General features: G+C 73.1%; 16 protein-coding genes and 1 riboswitch. Of the genes, 8 read left to right on the top strand and 8 right to left on the bottom strand.

Annotation, left to right across the window (positions count from 1 at the left end):
* Positions 1-10: 10 nt before the first annotated feature.
* On the bottom strand, positions 11-1270 hold the full coding sequence (locus LUU90_RS13925) for a nucleotide disphospho-sugar-binding domain-containing protein (protein ID WP_275004021.1): 1260 nt from the start codon (positions 1268-1270) through the stop codon (positions 11-13).
* A 139-nt stretch (positions 1271-1409) separates the two neighbouring features.
* Between LUU90_RS13925 and LUU90_RS13920 the strand changes: the two genes are divergently transcribed.
* Positions 1410-2576: an alpha/beta hydrolase family protein gene (locus LUU90_RS13920; RefSeq protein ID WP_275004020.1), complete on the top strand. Its 1167-nt coding sequence runs from the start codon at positions 1410-1412 to the stop codon at positions 2574-2576.
* 214 nt (positions 2577-2790) lie between these two features.
* Here the strand turns inward: LUU90_RS13920 and LUU90_RS13915 are convergent, their stop codons facing one another.
* Positions 2791-3684, bottom strand: coding sequence for an SMP-30/gluconolactonase/LRE family protein (locus tag LUU90_RS13915; RefSeq protein WP_275004019.1), 894 nt, complete (start codon positions 3682-3684; stop codon positions 2791-2793).
* 189 nt (positions 3685-3873) lie between these two features.
* On the opposite strand from LUU90_RS13915, the gene LUU90_RS13910 reads away from it, so the two are divergent.
* From LUU90_RS13910 to LUU90_RS13895, 4 genes are read left to right on the top strand one after another with little or no spacing between them, the layout of a single operon-like run.
* Positions 3874-5349, top strand: a complete 1476-nt coding sequence (locus LUU90_RS13910; RefSeq protein WP_275004018.1) for a GntP family permease — start codon at positions 3874-3876, stop codon at positions 5347-5349.
* 1 nt (position 5350) lies between these two features.
* On the top strand, positions 5351-6667 hold the full coding sequence (locus tag LUU90_RS13905; RefSeq protein ID WP_275004017.1) for a four-carbon acid sugar kinase family protein: 1317 nt from the start codon (positions 5351-5353) through the stop codon (positions 6665-6667).
* Positions 6668-6687: 20 nt separating this feature from the next.
* Positions 6688-7737, top strand: a complete 1050-nt coding sequence (gene pdxA, locus LUU90_RS13900) for a 4-hydroxythreonine-4-phosphate dehydrogenase PdxA (protein WP_275004016.1) — start codon at positions 6688-6690, stop codon at positions 7735-7737.
* On the top strand, positions 7734-8558 hold the full coding sequence (locus tag LUU90_RS13895; protein WP_275004015.1) for a DeoR/GlpR family DNA-binding transcription regulator: 825 nt from the start codon (positions 7734-7736) through the stop codon (positions 8556-8558). Before pdxA ends, LUU90_RS13895 begins: the two co-directional genes overlap by 4 nt.
* A gap of 288 nt (positions 8559-8846) precedes the next feature.
* Here the strand turns inward: LUU90_RS13895 and LUU90_RS13890 are convergent, their stop codons facing one another.
* The 6 genes from LUU90_RS13890 to LUU90_RS13865 form a co-directional block, all read right to left on the bottom strand.
* Positions 8847-9440: a cysteine hydrolase family protein gene (locus LUU90_RS13890; RefSeq protein ID WP_275004014.1), complete on the bottom strand. Its 594-nt coding sequence runs from the start codon at positions 9438-9440 to the stop codon at positions 8847-8849.
* Entirely contained in the window at positions 9437-10861 is a 1425-nt protein-coding gene (locus LUU90_RS13885; protein ID WP_275004013.1) for a purine-cytosine permease family protein, read from the bottom strand. The genes LUU90_RS13890 and LUU90_RS13885 overlap by 4 nt, the downstream gene beginning before the upstream one ends.
* Before the next feature lie 99 nt (positions 10862-10960).
* Positions 10961-11773 (bottom strand): C40 family peptidase, encoded by an 813-nt coding sequence (locus LUU90_RS13880; RefSeq protein WP_275004012.1) that lies wholly within the window; start codon positions 11771-11773, stop codon positions 10961-10963.
* Positions 11773-11929, bottom strand: a riboswitch (cyclic di-AMP (ydaO/yuaA leader). Its footprint overlaps the gene before it by 1 nt.
* 152 nt (positions 11930-12081) lie before the next feature.
* Entirely contained in the window at positions 12082-13428 is a 1347-nt protein-coding gene (locus LUU90_RS13875; RefSeq protein ID WP_275004011.1) for an FAD-binding oxidoreductase, read from the bottom strand.
* A gap of 107 nt (positions 13429-13535) precedes the next feature.
* Entirely contained in the window at positions 13536-14480 is a 945-nt protein-coding gene (locus tag LUU90_RS13870) for an ornithine cyclodeaminase family protein (protein ID WP_275004010.1), read from the bottom strand.
* Positions 14477-15526, bottom strand: coding sequence for a proline racemase family protein (locus LUU90_RS13865; RefSeq protein ID WP_275004009.1), 1050 nt, complete (start codon positions 15524-15526; stop codon positions 14477-14479). Before LUU90_RS13865 ends, LUU90_RS13870 begins: the two co-directional genes overlap by 4 nt.
* Before the next feature lie 206 nt (positions 15527-15732).
* Between LUU90_RS13865 and LUU90_RS13860 the strand changes: the two genes are divergently transcribed.
* From LUU90_RS13860 to LUU90_RS13850, 3 genes are read left to right on the top strand one after another with little or no spacing between them, the layout of a single operon-like run.
* Positions 15733-17763: a serine hydrolase domain-containing protein gene (locus LUU90_RS13860; protein WP_275004008.1), complete on the top strand. Its 2031-nt coding sequence runs from the start codon at positions 15733-15735 to the stop codon at positions 17761-17763.
* 2 nt (positions 17764-17765) lie between these two features.
* The gene (locus tag LUU90_RS13855) at positions 17766-19181 is read left to right on the top strand and encodes a sensor histidine kinase (RefSeq protein ID WP_275004007.1); all 1416 of its coding nucleotides are present in this window, start codon (positions 17766-17768) and stop codon (positions 19179-19181) included.
* Entirely contained in the window at positions 19178-19843 is a 666-nt protein-coding gene (locus LUU90_RS13850; RefSeq protein WP_275004006.1) for a response regulator, read from the top strand. The genes LUU90_RS13855 and LUU90_RS13850 overlap by 4 nt, the downstream gene beginning before the upstream one ends.
* Positions 19844-19866 lie beyond the last annotated feature (23 nt).

Raw genomic sequence — 19866 nt, 5'->3', positions numbered from 1 at the left:
CTTCCGACGATCAGTCGGTGAGCCGCTCCAGCTCCGTGACGAGGAGCCCGCTCTCGGCGTCCCGTCGTGCTGCCGCGCCGAGCGCCTCTGCCGCCCGTGCATAGGCCGGATCCTCCACGACCTGCCGGACGGCGCGTGCGACCGCCGAGGACGGCGCCGTGCGGCGCACGGCGACGCCCGCACCCCTGGTGGTCACGCGGATCGCGTTGTCCGCCTGGTCACGCCCGTGGTGCAACACGACGGCAGGGAGCCCGGCCGCGAACGCCTTGATGAGGGTGCCGTGGCCGCCGTGGGTCACGACGAGAGCGGCCTGACGCATCACGTCGCGGTGCGGCGCGGAGGCGACGACGGTCACGTTCGACGGTGCGCGCAGCACGGCCGGCGAGAGCGCCGGTCCGGTCGTGACCAGCCCGCGGACCGGGAGGCTGCCGAGAGCGTCGATGATGCGCTGCAGGCATGCGGCCTGGTCCTGAAAGGTCGACGAGAGCGCGACGAGGACCAGGGGAGCGTCGCCGGGCGGTGCGGACCAGGTGGTGTCGACGGCCCAGGCCGGGTCGTCGAGCACGGGGCCGACGTACCGTGCGTTCGCGGGGAGCTCGGCCGGGAAGTCGAACTCCTGGCTGGTCAGGAGCAGCAGACGCCGAGCTCGGCGCACCTGGTCCCAGGTGTGGTCCACCGGCGCCAGCCCGTACTCATCGCGCACGGCATTGAGCCGGGGGAGCACGTACTTGTCGACGAGACGCGTGCTGGCACCGTTCACCAGCTGGTCCCGGAGCCTGCCCGGGCGCCCGGTGGCCGGTCGCAACCCCATGCCCATCGGCGGCATCCCCGGGGCGGGCATGGTGTAGATGTTGGGCAGCAGCACGTCGAACGAGATGCCCTCCGCCTCGGCGGCGAGCATCGCGCCCAGCGCGACGAACGACGTGACGACCAGATCGGGCCGCTCCCGCTCGACGGCCGCCGTCACGTCGAGGGCCTGGCCCGCCGCGGGGCCGACCAGCATGTGGTCGGCCATCCCGCGGGCCTGAGCGAGCGGGCTCCTGATCTCCCAGTCACGGTAGGACGTGCCGTCCGGGCTTCGGTCGGTCCGGTTGGGAGCGGCTTGCCAGGGTGTGAACGCAGCACCGGCGGCGGCGACCTCCGGGGCCATGGAGTCCTCGCCCAGGACCGTCACGCGATGCCCCCGCTCGACCAGCCGTCGCGCCGCACCGAGCTCAGGAGGGACCGTCCCGCCCCCGTCGGTCAGGGCGAAGAGATAGGAGTGCGTCATCGGGCCAGGCTAGGGGAACGGACAGGTCCGGACGAGCGTTTTCGCTGGACAGGGGTTCGTTCAGGGATCTCCCTGGCTCGTCCCTGGAACTGCCCGAGAACCCTTGGCCTGCGGGTCGGCGCCGTGAAATAACCCAGACATGAAGACACGTAGACGCATGGTTCCGACAGCACTCGTCGCCACGGCACTCATGGCCTGCGCGGCGGTCGCCGCACCGAGCGCGTCGGCCGGCCCGACGTCGGGCACCGTGCCGTCCGCCGACGCCGTCCCGACCCTCTCGCTGCCCGAGCCGACCGGCCCGTTCCCCGTCGGCATGAAGCCGATCCACCTTGTCGACGCCGATCGGGCCGACCCGTGGCGCCCCGAGGAACGTCGCGAGCTCATGGTGTCCGTCTGGTACCCGGCGGTGCCGTACGGCGAACCCGCGGCGTACACGTCGGAGACGGTCTCGGCGGCGATCGTCGAGAGCGCGAACCTGCCGGTGCCGCGCGACATCCTGACGACGGTCGAGACCTACTCCTACGACCGGGCCCCGGCGTTGCCGGGCCGGCGGCCGCTCGTGGTGCTGTCGCCCGGCGCCGGCCTCAGCCGCGAGTCGCTGACGTCGCTCGCCGAGGACCTCGCCTCCCGCGGGTACGTGGTAGCCGGCGTCGACCACACGTACGAGGCCCGCGCCGTGGAGCTCCCCGACGGCAGCGTCGCCGGCTGCCTGCTCTGCGAGCGCGAGAACAGCGCAGAGGTCGGCGCCTGGGTCACGCGAGGGCGAGCCCTCGACATCAGCTTCATCCTGGACGAGCTGACGCACGGCAGGCTCTGGCGGCACGGCCCGGCCGTCGACGCACGGCACATCGCCGTTGTCGGACACTCGCTCGGTGGCTCGGCCGCCGCGGCGGCGATCGTCGACGACCGGCGCGTGGACGCCGGGGTCAACATGGACGGCACGTTCCAGGTGGACTTTCCAGAGACAGGGACGGGCCGGCCGTTCCTCATGCTGGGCAGTTCGTCGCACGAGCCGGGCGCCAGTGACGGGACCGACTGGCCGGACAACCGGGCGCGCCTGGGAGTGACCGGCTTGTGGCTCCAGGTCCCGACCGCCAACCACGGATCGTTCACCGACCAGCTGATGTTCCTCGACCAGCTCGGCGTGCCGCTGCCCGGGGACACCGTTGCCGGTGTCCGAGGCGTCACGATCACCAACGCCTACGTGGGCGCGTTCCTGGACCGCCACCTGCGCGGTCAGGACGCACCGCTGCTTGACGGTCCGTCGGGCGCGTACCCGGAGGTCGAGTTCCAGGACGTGCCGTGACCGCGCCGCTCCGGAGCGCCGGCGGGACGCCGACGGCGGTGGGTCCGGCGGTCTGATGCTCCGCCGGCCGTTCGCGGTCAACCTACGTCGGTGAGATGTGTTGCTGCGAGTGGACATTGTCGACTCGCAGCAACACACCCCCCGGACTACCTGTCCACCCCAGGGCCGTGGCGCGACCGGCGACTCGTCCCGCCAGGTCCGACAAGGCCACGACCTAGCGAGTTCCCGTCACGGTCAGGCGGATCGACAGCAGCATGTTCGTTGCCGTCACGTACAGGACGTTCCGCTTGGGTCCGCCGAAGGTGAGGTTCGAGCAGACCTCGGGCAGCAGCAGCTTGCCGAGCAGGGTGCCGTCCGGGTGCCAGCAGTGCAGTCCGTCGTGCGCGGCCACCCAGAGCCTGCCGCCGTCGTCGAGCCGGACGCCGTCGTAGCCGCCGGCGTCGGACGTGCCGAGCACCTCCCCGCCGGACAGCGACAGGTCTGGCCCCACGTCGAAGCGGCGCAGGTGCCGGTGGTGGGTGTCGACGATGTAGAGGGTCCGCTCGTCGGCGGAGAAGGCGAGTCCGTTGGGGCGTTCGAAGTCGTCGGCGACCCGCGTGACCGTGCCGTCCAGGTCGAGGCGGTAGACGTGGCAGCCGTCGATCTCCGGCGTGGCGCGGTGGCCCTCGTAGTCGTTGAGGATCCCGTACGGCGGGTCGGTGAACCACACCGTGCCGTCGCTGCGCTCGACCACGTCGTTGGGACTGTTGAACCGCTTGCCCTGCCACCGGTCGGCCAGCACGGTCACCGTGCCGTCCGGCTCGGTCCGGGTCACCGCACGCGTGCCCTGCTCGCACTGGATCATCCGGCCGGACCGGTCGATGGTGCGGCCGTTGGCGTATCCGCCGGGGCTGCGCCAGACGCCGACCTGGCCGGTCGCCTCGTCCAGCGCGAGGACCCGGTCGTCGGGGATGTCGCTGAACAGCAGCGTGCGCCAGGCGGGCGAGTAGGCGGGTCCCTCGAGCCAGCTGCCCTCGTCGAAGAGCACCTTGACGTGCTCGTCCCCGTTGACCGCCGCGAATCGCTCGTCGTGGCGCTCCCACTGGGCGCGGATCCTGCTGAGGGTCATGGTCAGCTCCTGGGTGCTCGGGCACGTCGTCCACGTGGACGCGACGAGAACATCATGGAGCCTCCAGCGTCGCTGCGCTAAATGCGCAACTAGTTGCTTGATTTGCGCAGCAAGGTCGGGCAGACTCGCGTCGTTCGATCACATCGCGGCGTCAACGACGACGTCGTCCCGGTCCAAGGAAGGACTGTCGTGGATCTCCAACTCTTGCTCGCGCTCCTGCTCGGCATCGTCACGATCATCGTCGTGGTGCTGCGTACCCGCCTGGACGCGTTCGTCGCTCTCCTCCTCGCCTCCGTCGTCACGGGGGCAGTCGCCGGGCAGCCGCTGCTCGACACCGTCACGTCCATCACCACCGGGTTCGGCAACACGCTCGCCTCGATCGGCATCGTCATCGGTCTCGGCGTGGGGATCGGCAAGATCCTCGAGGTCTCCGGCGCCGCCGACAGCCTGGCCCGTGCGTTCCTCCGCGCCTTCGGCAAGGGGCGTGAGGAGTGGGCCATGGGGAGCGTCGGCGCCCTCGTGTCCATCCCTGTGTTCTGCGACTCGGGCTACGTCATCATGAACCCGCTCGCCCGCTCCATCGCCCGGGTCAAGCGCGGCGGCTACGTCGCCCTGGCGCTCGCGCTCGGCTGCGGCATGACGCTCACCCACCACCTGGTCCCGCCGACGCCCGGCCCGCTCGCCGTCTCCGGCCTGCTCGGTGCCGACCTCGGCCTGGTGATCATGACGGGCCTGATCTTCACCGTGATCCTGCTGCCCGTCGTCATCCTGTACGCGCGCTGGGTCGGGCCGCAGCTCGAGGACCGGATCGTCCCCGCGGTCCGGGAGGCCGTCTACGGGCGGACGGCGGTCGTAGCAGGCGGCGCCGGGGGTGCCGGGTCTGTCGACGAGCCGGAGGGTCTCGACGAGCTCGACCAGCGGGAGCAGGATCAGCGCGGGCTCGGTGAGCCGCCCGCCGGGCAGCCGCCGCACAAGGTCGGGGCGTTCGTCGGTTCGCTGCCGCTCCTCGTGCCGCTGCTGCTCATCATCGCCAACACGGTCACCGCGGCCATCGACCGCAGCCGGCAGGGCGCGCTGAGCGGCGACTACGAGGTGTCGTCGTGGACGGTCCCGTTCGCTTTCGCCGGCAACCCGGTCATCGCGCTGGTCATCGGCATCCTGATCGCGGTCTACGTGCTGCTGCCGCGCTGGACGCCGCGCAGCACCGTGCACACCTGGTTCGCCGAGGCCGCGGCGTCGGCCGGGCTCATCCTGCTCATCACCGGGGCGGGCGGCGGATTCGGCCTGGTGCTGCGCGACTCGGGCGTGGGCGACGCCCTCGCGGAGGCCATCGCGTCGCTGAGCCTGCCGGTCTTCCTGGTCCCGTTCCTGATCGCCACGCTGGTGCGCATCGCGCAGGGCTCCGGCACGGTCGCCATGGTCACCGCCGCCTCGGTCACGGCGCCCCTGCTGGAGCCGCTCGGCATCGACCCGCTGCTCGCCGCGATGGCCTGCACCGCCGGCTCCATGGTGTTCAGCTACTTCAACGACTCCTACTTCTGGGTGGTCACGCGGTTCACCGGGCTCGAGGGCACGGCGGCGCTGAAGGGCTGGTCGGGTATCACCACCGCCGTCTGGCTGGGCTCGATCCCGCTGCTCTTCGTCCTGAGCCTGGTCGTGGGCTGACATGGCGGACATCCTCGTCGTCGCCGACGACCTGACCGGTGCCAACGCCGCGGCGGCCGGGTTCGCCCGCGCCGGACGGCGGGCCGTGACGGTCAGCCGGTCCGAGCACTGGGAGGCCGTCGCCGAGTTCCACGGCCGGTTCGACGTCATCGTCGCCACGACGGACACCCGGCACGCGGAGCCGGGGGACGCGGCCGACGTCGCCTCCCGGGTGGTGCGTGCCGGATGGCCGGTGCGCCTGGTGAGCTCGCGGATCGACACGACCCTGCGCGGCAACGTCGGGCCGGCCACCGAGGCGGTGCTGGCCACGACGCGTGAGCTGTCCGGACGGCGGGTCGTCGGCCTCTGCCTGCCCGCGCACCCCGCGGCAGGACGGCACACCGTCGAGGGCAACCAGCTCCTCGACGGTGTGCGGCTGGAGGAGACGGAGCTCGCGCGCGACGCCCGGTCGCCGGTGCGCTCTTCCTCCGTCGCCGACGCCCTGAGCCGTGGAACCGGTCTGACGACGGCGCTCGTCCCCCTGTCGGTGGTCACCGGCAGCGAGGAGCAGCTGGAGGCGGCCGTGCGCGAGGCCGCACGGGCCGACGTCGTCATCGGCGACGCGCTCACCACCGACCACCTCGACCGGGTCGCGCGGGCCGCCGCCGCGGTGGCCGCCACGGACCCGGACCTGATGTGGGTCGGCGTCGACCCGGGGCCGGGTTCGCTCGCGCTCGCCCGGGCGCTGCTGCCCGCGGCGGAGACGTCCGGCGCGCCGCTGCTCGCCGTCTCGGGCTCGGCCACCGAGCTCACCCGCGCCCAGCTGGCCCGCCTGGTCGCCGAGCGTGACGTCGTCGTCGTGCGGCCCGACGGCGGATCCGTGCCCGACGTGGACGTCACGGCACGCCACCTCGTCGACGCGCTCCAGGGCGCCGGCGCCGGGACCACGGTGCTGCTCGCCACGGCGCTCGCCGAGCAGGATGTCGACCCGCTGAGCCCCGCCGAGTCGGCGGCCCTGGCGCCCGCGCTCGGCCGGATCACCCGGCGCGCGCTCGAGTCCTGCGTCGTCGACGGCCTTTACACGACCGGCGGCGACGTCACCGCGGCGGTGCTCGCGGCCCTCGGCGGGCGGGGCATCGCCGTCGAGGACGAGGTGGTCCCGCTGGCCGTGGCGGGCGAGGTGGTCGGCGGGCCCTGGGACGGGCTGCCGATCGCCACCAAGGGCGGGCTCGTCGGCGGTCCCGACGCGGCGGTCCGCTGTCTCGACCATCTCGCGCAGGCTGCTGCGCTGCGCGCCCGCTGGGTGCGGACCGCCGTCCCACAGATGAGGATCCGATGAACACGCAAGGAGAGAACACCATGACTCGACCCGTCCTCGCACTCACCGTCGGCGACCCCGTCGGTATCGGCCCGGAGATCACGCTCGCCACGCTGGCGCAGCACGCCGGGGACCCGGCGCACCACGGGATCGCCGTCGGCGACCTGGCCGCGCTCGACCGGGCGCGCACTGCCCTCGGGCTCGACGTCGAGCTGCGGGCCGTGAGCTCCTGGGACACCGAGCCCGCGGGGACCGGCGTCGTCGATGTCTTCGACATCGGGGTGCTCGGCGCCGACCTGCCCGCCTGGGGCCAGGTGGACGCACGGGCGGGCCGGGCCGCCGTCGTCGCCATCGAGACCGCCACCCAGGCCGCGCTCGACGGCGCGATCAGCGGCGTCGTCACCGGTCCCATCAACAAGGAGGCGATCTGGGCGGCCGGCAGCGAGCACCTCGGCCACACCGAGATGCTCGGCGCGCTGACGGGTGCGACCGAGCAGGACACCATGTTCGTGGTGCGCAACACGCACCAGCCCGGGCACCACCTGCGGATCTTCTTCGCCACGCGGCACCTGTCGCTCCGCAAGGCCCTCGACAAGATCACGCGCGAGACCCAGCTCGGCTCCATCCGGCGGGCCGCGCAGGCCCTGGAGATCTTCGGCGTCCCGTCGCCGCGGCTCGCCGTCGCGGCGATCAACCCGCACGGCGGCGAGAACGGTGCGTTCGGTGACGAGGAGATCGTCCACCTCGCACCCGCCGTGGCCGACGCGCAGGGCCTCGGGCTCGACGTGTCCGGGCCCATCCCCGCCGACTCGGTGTTCCACCACGGACTCACCGGCCGGTACGACGGCGTCCTGTCGCAGTACCACGACCAGGGGCACATCGCGGCCAAGACCTTCGACTTCGACGGGACCATCTCCGTCACGGTCGGCCTGCCCATCCTGCGCACCTCCGTGGACCACGGCACCGCCTTCGACATCGCGGGCAAGGGCGTCGCCGACGCCGGGACCATGCGGTCCGCCTACCTCGCCGCCGTCGAGTACGCCCCGTTCGTCGACGGCATCCGCGCGGCCTACCAGCCGGACAACGCGTGAGCGTGCCGTCGGGGTCGGGGTCGGGGTTGGGGACGGGGACGGAGTCGCTGCGGCGCAGCACCCGCGCGCGCCACGACGAGCTGCTGTCGCTCATCCGGAGCGGGACCACCCGGGTCGAGGACCTGGCCGAGGCGCTCGCGATCTCCGAGTCGACGGTGCGCCGCGACCTCGCCCGACTGGGCGCCGAGGGACTCGTCACCCGCACCTACGGCGGCGCCACCCCGGAGTCGAGCTTCCACGAGCGGGCGCTGGCCGAGCGGATGCGCGTCCAGATGCCGGCCAAGGTCGCGATCGGTCGGCGGGCGGCCGAGCTGGTGCCCGACGAGGGGACGATCTTCGTCGACGCAGGGTCGACGACGGGCCAGCTCGCCGAACACCTGCGCGGGCGGGACGGGCTCACGGTGCTGACCCGGGGGCTGGAGATCGCGCTCCTGCTCGCGGGCTCGCCGGGCCTCGACGTCGTGGTGATCGGGGGCAGCGTCACGACCAAGAGCCACGGCCTGGTCGGCCCGCTGACGACGGCGGCGCTCGAGCGGTTCATGGTCGACGTCGCGTTCCTCGGCGTCGACGCCCTGGACCCCGCGGACGGCGTGGGCGAGGCCACCGCGCTGGAGGCCCAGGTCAAGGAGGTCGCCGCCCGGCGCGCGCGGCGCACCGTGGTGCTGGCCGACTCCACCAAGCTCGACCGGGGCGCGGTGCCCGCGTGGGCGCCGCTGCCGGCCGGCTGGACGCTCGTCACCGACGAACAGGACGAGGAGGTCCTGGGGCGGTACCAGGATGCGGGAGTCGTCGTGGAGGCGGTCGAGGCGCCGCAGGACTAGCGCCTCGGTCGAGAAGCCGCCGGGACTGGTGCCTCGGTCGCGGCGCCGCCGGACTGGCGCCGATCTCGGGCGGCGCCGCGTCGTTGGGTGCACTCGTTCGGCAGGTGCCAGCTCTGGTTGATCTCGTTCGGCGTTGCCCTGCCAAGTTCACGTCAGCTGAACTGTTCAGCACAGCCCGCATGTGAGGGCCACAGCCGAACGAAATTCAGCTCACCTGGCACGTGCCGAAAAGGCACTGTGCGCCCCGCCAGACCTCTTCGAGCCGCGCCGCGCCCCGCGGTGCCCGGCTCAGCGGACCGCGAGCACCTCGGCGGCCGTCGTCACCTCGATGAGCGGCGCGTACAGGCGCATGACCTCCAGCGCCCGCTCGTGGTTCTCCGGGGTCGAGCCCGCGCAGGCGTCCGCGACCACGAGCACCCGCCGGCCCGCGTCGGCGGCGGCGAGCGCCGTCGAGATGACGCAGCAGTCGGTGGCGACGCCGGCGAGCACGAGCTCGCCGGCGGAGCGGGTGGCGGCCTCGAGCTCGGGGCCCCACTTGCCGAAGGTCGTGCGGGTGACGACGGGCGCCCCGGACGCGACGACGTCGGCCAGGTCGGTGATCTCGTAGAGCGGGTCGTCCTCGGGGACGAGCGCGAACGGCCACTGGTCGAAGTAGGCGCGCCAGGCGCCGTCGGGCACCGCGGGGGCGATGTACCGGGTGAGGACGGTGCGGCCCGCGAACGCGGGGAGCAGGCGGCGGGTCCCGTCGAGGGCTGGCGGGTAGTCGGGGGAGGCCCAGGGGCTGGGTGGACGTGCGAAGACATCCTGCATGTCGATGACGACCAGGGCAGCGTCCGGGCCGGGCGGTGCGACGGGAGCTGCCCCGCCGTCGGGCGCCGTCATCGCCCTTCCTGGCGGCGTACCGTGCGGGCGCTCAGCAGGAGCGTGCCCACGAACCCGATGGCCAGCGCGACGAGCACACCGAGGTTGGCCCAGGCCCAGTTGCCCTCGACACCGCCGAGGGGGCCGAGCAGGTACCCCTGCCAGGCGAGCCACGGGGCGTAGGTGTTGGTCACCAGGCCCCAGCCGACGGCGGTGCCGGCCAGCACGAGGAGCACGGCCGCCCAGTTCACGGATCCGTACCGGCCGGTGGCGTCGTACAGGTCGGCGTCGGTGTAGTCGCGCCGACGCAGCAGGATGTCGGCGAGGAGCACGCCGCACCATGCTGCGACGGGGACGCCCAGCGTGATGAGGAAGCCCTGGAAGGGGCCGATGAACGAGTCGGCGATGAACACGACGTAGACCGCGCCGACGACCATGAGCCCGCCGTCGATGGCGGCGGCGACCCAGCGTGGCGCCGGCAGCCCTAGGGAGAGCAGCGCGAGGCCGGAGGAGTAGATGTCGAGGGCGGCGCCGCCGATGAGGCCGGCGAGGGCGACCACGACGAACGGGATGAGGAACCAGGTGGGCAGGAGCGTGGACAGGGCGCCGATCGGGTCGGCGCCGATCGCCGCGTTCAGGTCGGGGTCGGAGCCGGCGAGCAGCAGACCGAACACGAGCAGGACCACGGGGGCCAGCGAGGCGCCGAGGGTGGTCCAGCCCACGATCCGCGGGCCGGAGGCGGAGCGGGGCAGGTAGCGCGAGTAGTCGGCGGCCATGTTGACCCAGCCCAGGCCGAACCCGGTCATCATGAACACGAGCCCGCCGATCACCTGCGGCGCGCCGCCTGCGGGGATCGCGGCGACGGTCGCCCAGTCGACGTGGTCGGCCACCAGGATGATGTAGACGACGGTCAGCACGGCGGTGAGCACGGTGATGATCACCTGCAGCCGCATCACGAGGTCGAAGCCGAAGACGCCCGCGGCCACGACGATGCCCGCGACGACCACGAGGGCCACGACCTTGGTGACCGTCCCGCCGCCCCAGCCGAGCGCCCCGAGCACGGTCGAGGTCGCGAGCGTGGCCAACGCCACCAGCACGGTCTCCCAGCCGACGGTGAGGATCCACGACAGGAGCGAGGGCAGCTTGTTGCCGCGCACACCGAACGCGGCGCGCGAGAGCACCATCGTCGGTGCCGACCCGCGCTTGCCGGCCAGGGAGATGAACCCGCAGAACAGGAACGACACGACGATGCCGACCACGCCGATCACGGTCGCCTGCCAGAACGACACGCCGAACCCGAGGAGGTACGAGCCGTAACCCAGGCCGAGGACCGACACGTTGGCCCCGAACCAGGGCCAGAACAGGTCGCGCGGCGTGCCGCGCCGCTCGGACTCGTCGATGGTGTTCAGGGCGTTGGTCTCGACCGCCGTGGGGACGCTCATGGCCGTGATCATGCCACCCGGCCGGGAAACGCACGAGGACCCGCACCGTGTCGGTGCGGGTCCTCGTGGTCAGGCGTGACGGCTGTGAGTCAGCCGCTGTCAGCCGACGCGGATGAAGGTCGGGCTGTTCTGCCAGATCTCCGTGTAACGCACGGTCTGGCCGGGGACCGGCGCCTCGACCTGCATGCCGTCGCCGGCGTAGATGGCGATGTGGCCGGGCGACCAGATGAGGTCGCCGGGCTGGGCCTCGGCCGCGGAGACCGCGGTGCCCGCGTAGCGCTGCTCCGAGGAGGTGCGCGGCAGGTCGATGCCGACCTGGGCGTAGACGTACGAGGTGAACCCGGAGCAGTCGAACCCGGCGGGCGTCGCGCCGGCCCAGACGTACGGCACACCGAGGTACTGCATGGCGATCGAGACGATCTCCGACCCCGCGGCGGCGGCCGGGACGGCCTCCTCCACGGCTTCCTCGACGGGCGCCTCCGCGACCGGCGCGGCGGTCTCGACGACCTCCTCGACGACGGGCTCCGGCTCCGGCTCCGGCTCGGGAACGGGCTCCGGCTCGGGGGCCGGGGTCACCTTGATGGTGCCCGACTCCAGCGTGAACTTGCTGTCGGCCGCGACCTGCACGGCGGGGGCGGTGGTGACGGCCTGCGCTGCGGCGGCCTGGGAGACCGAGCCACGCGACGTCTCGGTCAGGATGTCGAGCTCTGCCGTGGACGGTCCGTGGTCGGCCACCGGTGCGGCGTCGGCGGGGACGCTGAACAGGGAGACGACCAGGCCCGAGCCGGCGGCGACGAGCGCGCCGCGGCGTGCGGCGCCGGAGATGCCCCGCGCCGCGGCACGGGAGATGGGGGTCAGCGGGGTGATGGGTTTGCAGGCAGCACGATGGCGCCCAGGCGTGCGAGTGGTCAAGAGGTTCTCCTGACGCCTACGAGGTGAGCTGTCGGATTCGGATCGGAGAATGACCCGGCCGCGTACTACCTGTGCGGCTTCACCCCAAGGACACCGTCGGTGCCCACTTACGTGGTTCCCCCGTCCCTGTCTTTTCGGTCTGTGCAGATCTTGGGGCGGTGACAGGGCTCGGCGTCCGCCTCAAGTGCCCGCGGCCTTCCCGCGAACCGGAGCGACGGTAACCCTGATCGGCCCCAAAGTCACAATCGCGTTACGGCTTCCGGGTCAGCCGGTGTACCGCTTGACCGTAATGTCCGACATGAGATAAGTCACTCGACCGCCGGCGACACGTTGTGGTTGCCGGCGAACAGGTTGCTCGGGTCGTACCGCCGCTTGACCGCCGCGAGCCGCTCGTAGGTCGCCGCCGGGTAGACGGCCGCCACGTCGTCGGCGGTGGTCGTCCCGAGGAAGTTCGAGTAGGCGCCGTCGACGTGCGGGGCCAGCCTCGCCCAGAGCGCGGCCAGCCCCGGGCGGGCCGCCTCGATCACGGGCTTCGGACCCCCGGCGACCGTCGCGACCAGCAGCTCCGCCCGACGGTGCGCGTACGCGGTGGCGTCCTCGGCGACCCGGGACACCGCGCCACCCACGCTCCGGACAGCTATCGACGGCGACCCCGCCGACGTGCCGACCTCCGCGAGGATTCGCAGGGCTTCCGGTACCGACTCGCGGTCGACGAATCCGCTGTGGCCGAGCAGCTCCAGGCCCGGCGGCAGGGCGGCGCCCTCCACGAGGATGTCGGTGTACGCGTGCAGCGCGACGTCGTCCTCGAGCACCGTGCCGAGCCGGCGGATCGGGTCGATCGCACGGGCCGCGAGCTCCGGGTCGTCGCCGTCGAAGGCCACATGGATCTCGAGCGGCGCCCCGGGGCCGCCCGCGAACGGGTTGGCGAGGTTCGCGATCGAGGTCAGCTCCTCCGGCGCGGTGCGGAGATGGTCCGCCCAGCCCTGGAGCACGACGGCGGTCTCCGCCACGGGGAACGTGATCCTGCCGAAGAAGACCTCCGTCGTCGGGTGCGCCGCGAACTCGAACGCGGTGACGATGCCCAGGTTGCCGCCGCCCCCGCGGATCGCCCAGAACAGCTCGGGGTTCTCCTGCGCGCTCGCGGGAACCACCGCGCCGTCGGCGGTGACCAGCTCCGCGGCCACCAGGTGGTCCAGGGTCAGGCCGTGCTTGCGGACCTTCCACCCGATGCCGCCGCTCAGGGTCAGCCCGCCGACGCCGACGCTCCTGGTGTCGCCGGAGGAGATCGCCAGGCCGTGCGGGTCCAGTGCCTCGGCGACCTGGCCCCAGGTCGCACCGCCGCCGACCCGCACGAGATGACGGTCGTCGTCGACCACCTCGATGTCGGCGAGCTCACCGAGGTCGATCACCACGCCGCCGTCGTTGGTGCCGAAGCCGGGAAAGCTGTGGCCGCCGCCTCGCACGGCGAGCGCCAGTCCCGAGCCGACGGCGAAGCGGACCGCCGCCTGCACGTCGCCGACGGACCTGGGACGCAGGACGAGGGCCGGGCTGCCCGCGACCAGCTTTGAGCGGCTCACCGCCTCGTACGCGGCCGCGCCGGGCTCGATGACGTCGCCGCCGAAGTCGTGGCGCAGGGTCTCGATCGCTGAGGTCATGGGGTTCCTTCCACAGGGGGTGCGTGGTGCACCCGGTGTGGAGGAGACGCTCCGGCTCCGAGCGATGTGACCGCGTCCCGATGTGACCCCGGACACACCGGGACGGGTCAGCGTGCGCCCGCCAGCACCGCCTCGGCCACCACCAGGTCCTCCCACGACATCCCGGTGCTCTTGAAGACCAGCGGCCGGGCCGGGTCGGGTCGGACGGCGCCGGTGACGACGTCGCGCATCAGGACCAGGTCGTCGGCGCGGAGCGCGCCGTCGGCGATGGCCAGGACGACGTCACCCGCCTCGCGCAGGGAGACGCCGCGGTCCTCGACGACGACGGTGGACCGGCCGAGCAGTCCGGCGGGCAGCTCCCGGGCGTCCGGCTCGTGCGAGCCCACCGCGACGACCACCGCGGTCTCGCCGATCAGGTCCGCGTCGAACAGCGGCTCGCGCGCCGACGTCGCACAGACGACGAGGTCGGCGGCCCGCAGCGCATCGTCCGACTCCGGGGCGCCGAGTCGCACGACCCGGGCCCCGCGAACCTTCGCCGCCCGGTCCGGATCCCGCACGAGCTGCGTCACCGAGGCGATCTCCCGGCGTCCGGCCAGGGTGCCGGCGAGCGTGTCGACGTGCCCGTGCGCCTGAGGCCCCGAGCCGAGGACGGTCACGTGCAGCGGGCCCGCACCCTCGAGGAGCCGGCCCTGGACCGCCGCCACGGACACGGCCGGCGTGCGGAGCGTGGTCAGGGCCGTGCCGTCCAGCACGGCGACGACGCCCAGCGTCGCGGCGTCGAGCAGCAGGAACGAGCCCTGGACGCGGGGGAGGCCGAGCGCCCGGTTGCCGGGCGCGATCGTGGCGACCTTGATGCCGACGTACGCGCGGCCGCCGCCGCCGTCGGACGGCATGAGCAGGAACTGCCCCGCCTCCAGCGGGACCGCCTGGCGGGGGAGATCGACGGCGGGATCCAGCCCGTGGTCCAGCGCGGCGGTGAGGGCGGCGACGGCGTCGGCGGGCGGGCAGGCGGCGGCGACTGCCGCGGCGTCCAGGACGAGGGGCGCGCTCATCGCAGCACGAACCCGGGAACGAGGGGGTCGGCGCCGTCGACCACGAACCGGTGCTCGCCCGTGCGGTACGCCATCCCCGTGACCAGGGGAACTACCGCCGGCAGGCCGCCGACCACCGTCGTGCCGACGACGGTGCCCGTGAACGTCGAGCCGACTATCGACTCGTGGTGCAGGGTCGGGCCGCCGACGCCGACCCGGCCGTCGGCGGCCAGGATCGCCAGCCGGGCCGCGGTGCCGGAGCCGCAGGGGGAGCGGTCGACCTGGCCGTCGGCGAACACCGTGACGTTGCGCTGCCGCACCTGGCCGGCGGCTGTGCCGGTGTCCGTGCCGGCGGCGGCCGGGGCACCCAGTTCCTCGTGCAGGATCGTCCCGTACACCCCGCTGAGGCGGGGGTCGGTCGGGTGGACCGCGAGCCCGTCCGCGTCCAGTGCGCGCTTGATCTCACGGCCCACCCCGATGAGGTCGCCGTAGCTCGCCGGGTCCACGGACAGCCCGAGGCTCGTCGCGTCCACGCTCGCGTAGATCGCGCCGCCGTAGGCGAGGGTCACGGACGCGGTACCCCGCGAGGTGGGCACCGTCAGACCGCGGGCCAGCACGTAGCTCGGGACGTTCACGAAGTCCACGGCGACCGTGCGCCCGCCCTCCCGGTGCACGCGCGCGGTGACCCGCCCGGAGGGCACGTCGACGACGACGTCCACCGCGCCGTCGTCAGGCGCAGGGACCAGGCCCGTGTCCACCGCCCAGGCGCCCAGCGCGATGGTGCCGTGCCCGCAGGCCGTCGAGAACCCGTCCTTGTGCCAGAAGAGCACGCCGAGGTGGGCGCCGTCGTCGTCCGGCGGGACGAGGAACCCGCCGTACATGTCCGCGTGGCCACGCGGCTCCGAGCACAGGGTGCGCCGCAGTTCCTGGGCGTCGGGGCTCGTCAGGGCGCGGACCCGCCGGTCGGCGACCGAGGCGCCCGGCAGCGGCACCGGAACGTCCGTGACGATCCGGAACGGTTCACCCGCGGTGTGGTAGTCGGTGGTCGCGATGGTCTGCGTGGTCACGCCGCCATCCTGTGCCATGGGCTCGACGCCGTCCATCGGCGCTGGACGGACGGAGGACGTCGGACGGCCCCGCCTCCACCAAAGGTCGTAGGCGAAGTGGGCACTCGTGCCCGATGTGGCGGAGCGGGCCGCCCGACAGGCTGGTCTCGTCCGGAAGAAAGCCTCCGGACCAGCCCGAACACCCGCCGAGCGCGAGGAGCGCGACGATGTTCCCGTCTTACGACCTACCCACAGAGCGGCCCGACGGCCGCCCGCGCGGCCCCCGCCGCGCAGCCGCGGCGTTCGCCGCCCTGGGCATCCTGACGATCAGCCTGGCGGCAGCCGTGCCGGCCTCCGCCGCGGCCACCGAGCCCACCCCGCCTCCGCCGATCTCTGCCCCGGCGGGCGGGCACTCCCTCGAGCAGGCCGACGTCGACGCCTGGCTCGACGGCCTGCTGCCGGCCGCGCTGGAGAGTGCGGGCATCGCAGGCGGCGTCGTCACCGTGGTCGACGACGGCGAGATCGTCACCACGCGGGGCTACGGCTACGCCGACACCGGGACGACGGGCGGCGAGGCCCTGCCGGTCGACGCCGAGCGGACGCTGTTCCGGCCGGGTTCGGTGTCCAAGCTCTTCACGGCCACCGCCGCCATGCAGCTGGTCGAGAGCGGCGACGTCGACCTCGACACCGACATCGCCGAGTACCTCGACTTCGAGGTCCCGCGCTCGTTCGACGGGCCGATCACGCTCCGTCACCTGCTCACCCACACCGCGGGCTTCGAGGAGCGGATCGGCGGGCTCATCGGTGCGGGCGACACGTCACCCGTGCTCCGCGACGAGCTCGCCGAGGACCCGCCGGAGCAGGTCTACGAGCCGGGCACCGTCCCCGCCTACTCGAACTACGGCAACTCGCTGGTCGGGTACATCGTCGAACGCGTGAGCGGCGTGCCGTTCGAGGAGTACGTGCAGCGCGACATCCTCACGCCCGCCGGGATGACGTCGTCGACCTTCGAGCAGCCGCTGCCCGACGCGTTGCGCGACCGGATGTCCCAGGGCTACGACACGTCGGCCGACGCCCCCGGCCCGTTCGAGATCGTCGGGACGCCGCCCGCCGGGGCATTGACCGCCTCCGCGCCGGACATGGCGCGCTTCATGCTGGCCCAGCTCGGCGAGCCCGGTACCGGTTCGATCCTGGAGCCGGAGACGCTCGACCTGATGCACGCCCCGGCGCTCGACGAGAGCTCGCTGGGCAACCTCGCCGCGGCCTCGCAGATGACGCTCGGGTTCTTCGACGAGAGCCGCAACGGACACCGGATCATCGGCCACGGCGGCGACACCAACTACTTCCACTCCCACCTGCAGCTCTACCCGCAGGAGCGCACCGGCATCTTCGTCTCGCTGAACAGCACCGGCAGCAGCGACCTCAGCACCCTGGAGCTGCGCGACGCGGTGCTGCACGGCTTCACCGACCGGTACTTCCCGGCTGACGGCGCCCCCGCGCCCAGCACCGTCGACGACGCGACCGCCACGGAGCACGCGGCGATCGCCGAGGGCAGCTACGTCGCCGCACGTGGCATGCAGAGCACCTTCCTGGCCTCGCTGGAAGCCTTCAGCGCCACGCAGATCACCGCGCGGGAGGACGGCCGCCTACTGATCACACCGGGCCCGCTCAGCGACTCGCCCGCCCTGTACGAGGAGGTCGAGCCGTGGGTCTGGCGTGAGGTCGACGGCCAGCGCACCATCACCATGCGGGTCGACGGCGACCAGGTCGAGGCGATCGGGGTCGAGGGCGCCTTCACCATGCTGCCCGCCCAGGAGGAACGCGCCGCCGACCTGGTGCTCCCCGTGCTCGGCCTGTCCGCGCTGATCCTGCTCGTGACGGCGATCGCCTGGCCCGTCGGCGCGATCGTGCGCCGGATCCGGCACCGGTCCCTTCCCGAGGGAGCCCGAGGCCTGACCAGGATCCTCACCAAGGTCGCCGCCGTCTGCGCGGTGCTCGCCCTCGGCGGCTGGACTGCCACCGTCATGACCGTGATGGGGCTGGAGGAGGTCTCGCAGTTCTCCCTGCGCCAGCTGCAGGTGGTCCAGGCGGTCGGCGTGCTGGGGATCGTCCCCGCGGTGCTCCAGGTCGTCAGCGCCGTCCGCCACCGCCTCGGCTGGCGCCGGATCCTCGGCACGGTGCTCGTGGTCCTCGCTCTGGCCGGAATCGCCTGGTTCGCGGTCGAGTTCCGCCTGCTCGCGCCGTCTGTATCGTACTGACGATGCCCACGACCGACGGTTCCACCGTGCTCGACGACGTCCGCGTCCCGCCACGGGTCAGCAGGCTCGACACGATGCTCACCCGGCTCGGCGTGACGAGCGTGCCGGCCCGGGACAGCCTCCTCGCGGCCGCCGTCCTGCTCCTGACGGTCGGCTTGCTGGTGGTGCTCTTCGAGTACGTGCTCGGTGCCGAGGGCCTGACGGTAGGTCCGGTGCAGGCCTGGGTGCTCATGGTCGCCGTGTGCGTCCAGGCGCTGCCCCTCGCCCTGCGCCGGACCCGGCCGGTCCTCTGCCTCGGCCTAGTCCTGGCCTGCCAGGTGGTCATCATCGCGACCTCGCCGGACGACCTCTCGCTCGGTGGCATACCGCAGGTCGTCGCCGGCTACACCGTCGGCACCCTGCTGCCTGCCCGCCGGGCACTGGCGGTGACGGGTGCGGCGGTGCCGGTGGCGGCGCTCGCGGCGACGGTGACGGCTCTCGTCTCGGGGAACGGCCTGCTGGTGCCGGTCGCCAACCACGTCCTCTCGGCCATCGGGACGTACGTGCTCAGTGCGCTCGTCGGCGGCGCGGTCGCGACGCGCCGCCGCTACGTCGAGCTGCTCCGTCTCCGGGCCGGCGAGCTGCTCCGGACCCAGCAGGCGAACACCCAGGCGGCCATCGTCGCCGAGCGGTCCCGTATGGCGCGCGAGCTGCACGACGTCGCGGCTCACCACCTGTCGGGCCTGGTCGTGCAGGCCGCCGCCGTCGAGCGGCAGATCGACAGCGACCCGGAGGCCGCGAAGAAGGGCACGGCGTGGATCCGGGCGCAGGGCAAGGAGACGCTCGACAGCCTCCGGCTCATCGTCGGCGTGCTCCGTGAGCGCCCGGGCGCCGACGGGCGCGGCGCGGACGGGCACGACGCCCCACCGCCCGGGCTGGGGGCGCTCGACGGGCTCGTGCAGACGGCGCGCCTGCTGGGCTCCACCGTCGAGCTGGTCCGGGAGGGCCGGCCGCGCGAGCTGGCCCCCATCGCGGACGCCGCGTTCTACCGCGTGGCGCAGGAATCGCTCTCGAACGCCCGCCAGCACGCTCCCGGCGCGCCGGTGCGGATGACCGTGCGGTTCGACGAGCGGGCGGTCTCGCTCGAGGTGGTCAACGGGCCGGTCGCGGGCGGCGCCTCGCAGGGCGCGGTCCGCGACCCGGCTCGGCAGGGCATGGGGCTGATCGGCATGGGGGAGCGGGCGCAGCTCGTGGGCGCGACCCTCACCGCCGAGTCGACGCCGTCCGGGGGCTGGCGGGTGCTGCTGACGCTCCCGCTGCACCATGAGCACGAGCAGCACGAGCAGCACGAGCAGCACGGGCAGGACGCGCAGCGCGCGAGCCAGGAGAACCAGGCGCCCGCGGAGTCCGCGGCGCTCGTCGAAGGAGGACGGGAATGATCAGGGTCTTGCTCGTCGACGACCAGGCGGTGGTCCGGGCAGGTTTCCGGTTCCTCCTGGAGCAGGCCGACGACATCGAGGTGGTCGCCGAGGCCTCGAACGGTCCGATGGCGGTCGAGCTCGCGCGCCGGCACAGTCCCGACGTCGTCTGCATGGACGTGCGGATGCCGGGTGGTGACGGCCTCGCCGCCACGCGGGAGATCGTCGCGAGCGGCGGCCCCGACGGTGCGACGCCCCCGGCGGTGCTCGTCGTGACGACCTTCGACCTGGACGAGTACGTCTTCGGCGCCCTGGAGGCCGGCGCCGGCGGCTTCATCCTCAAGGACTGCGAGCCCGAGGAGCTGATCGACGCCGTCCGGCGGCTCGCCGACGGGCACGGCCTCATCGACCAGGCCGTCACGCGCCGTGTGATCGCCGAGTTCGCCCGCCGTAAGGCGCCGCCGGAGCCGACGTCGGACATCGCGCCGCAGCTCACGGCCCGCGAGGCCGAGATCGTGCGGCAGCTGGCCCGCGGGCTGTCGAACGCGGAGATCGCCCGCGAGCTGGTCGTGGAGACGAGCACCGTGAAGTCCCACCTCGGTCGTGCGATGGCGAAGGTAGGGACGCGCGACCGCCTGCAGACGGTGGTCTGGGCCTATCAGAACGGGCTCGCGCCGCACTGAGCACCCATCAGGGTGTACCTCGC

The sequence above is a fragment of the Promicromonospora iranensis genome (genome assembly GCF_028994775.1).
In the GTDB taxonomy this organism is placed as follows: domain Bacteria; phylum Actinomycetota; class Actinomycetes; order Actinomycetales; family Cellulomonadaceae; genus Promicromonospora; species Promicromonospora iranensis_A.
The sequence above is the reverse complement of the archived record's forward strand: the minus strand, read 5'-3'. Positions and strand labels throughout refer to the sequence as shown.

Excerpts from the sequence above, each read along its gene's own strand:
- LUU90_RS13915 (WP_275004019.1), bottom strand. The coding sequence starts at position 3,684 with ATGACCCTCAGCAGGATCCGCGCCCAGTGGGAGCGCCACGACGAGCGA.
- pdxA (WP_275004016.1), top strand. The coding sequence starts at position 6,688 with ATGACTCGACCCGTCCTCGCACTCACCGTCGGCGACCCCGTCGGTATC.
- LUU90_RS13875 (WP_275004011.1), bottom strand. The coding sequence starts at position 13,428 with ATGACCTCAGCGATCGAGACCCTGCGCCACGACTTCGGCGGCGACGTC.
- LUU90_RS13850 (WP_275004006.1), top strand. The coding sequence starts at position 19,178 with ATGATCAGGGTCTTGCTCGTCGACGACCAGGCGGTGGTCCGGGCAGGT.
- LUU90_RS13870 (WP_275004010.1), bottom strand. The coding sequence starts at position 14,480 with ATGAGCGCGCCCCTCGTCCTGGACGCCGCGGCAGTCGCCGCCGCCTGC.
- LUU90_RS13860 (WP_275004008.1), top strand. The coding sequence starts at position 15,733 with ATGTTCCCGTCTTACGACCTACCCACAGAGCGGCCCGACGGCCGCCCG.
- LUU90_RS13905 (WP_275004017.1), top strand. The coding sequence starts at position 5,351 with ATGGCGGACATCCTCGTCGTCGCCGACGACCTGACCGGTGCCAACGCC.
- LUU90_RS13925 (WP_275004021.1), bottom strand. The coding sequence starts at position 1,270 with ATGACGCACTCCTATCTCTTCGCCCTGACCGACGGGGGCGGGACGGTC.
- LUU90_RS13890 (WP_275004014.1), bottom strand. The coding sequence starts at position 9,440 with ATGACGGCGCCCGACGGCGGGGCAGCTCCCGTCGCACCGCCCGGCCCG.
- LUU90_RS13885 (WP_275004013.1), bottom strand. The coding sequence starts at position 10,861 with ATGAGCGTCCCCACGGCGGTCGAGACCAACGCCCTGAACACCATCGAC.
- LUU90_RS13920 (WP_275004020.1), top strand. The coding sequence starts at position 1,410 with ATGAAGACACGTAGACGCATGGTTCCGACAGCACTCGTCGCCACGGCA.
- LUU90_RS13855 (WP_275004007.1), top strand. The coding sequence starts at position 17,766 with ATGCCCACGACCGACGGTTCCACCGTGCTCGACGACGTCCGCGTCCCG.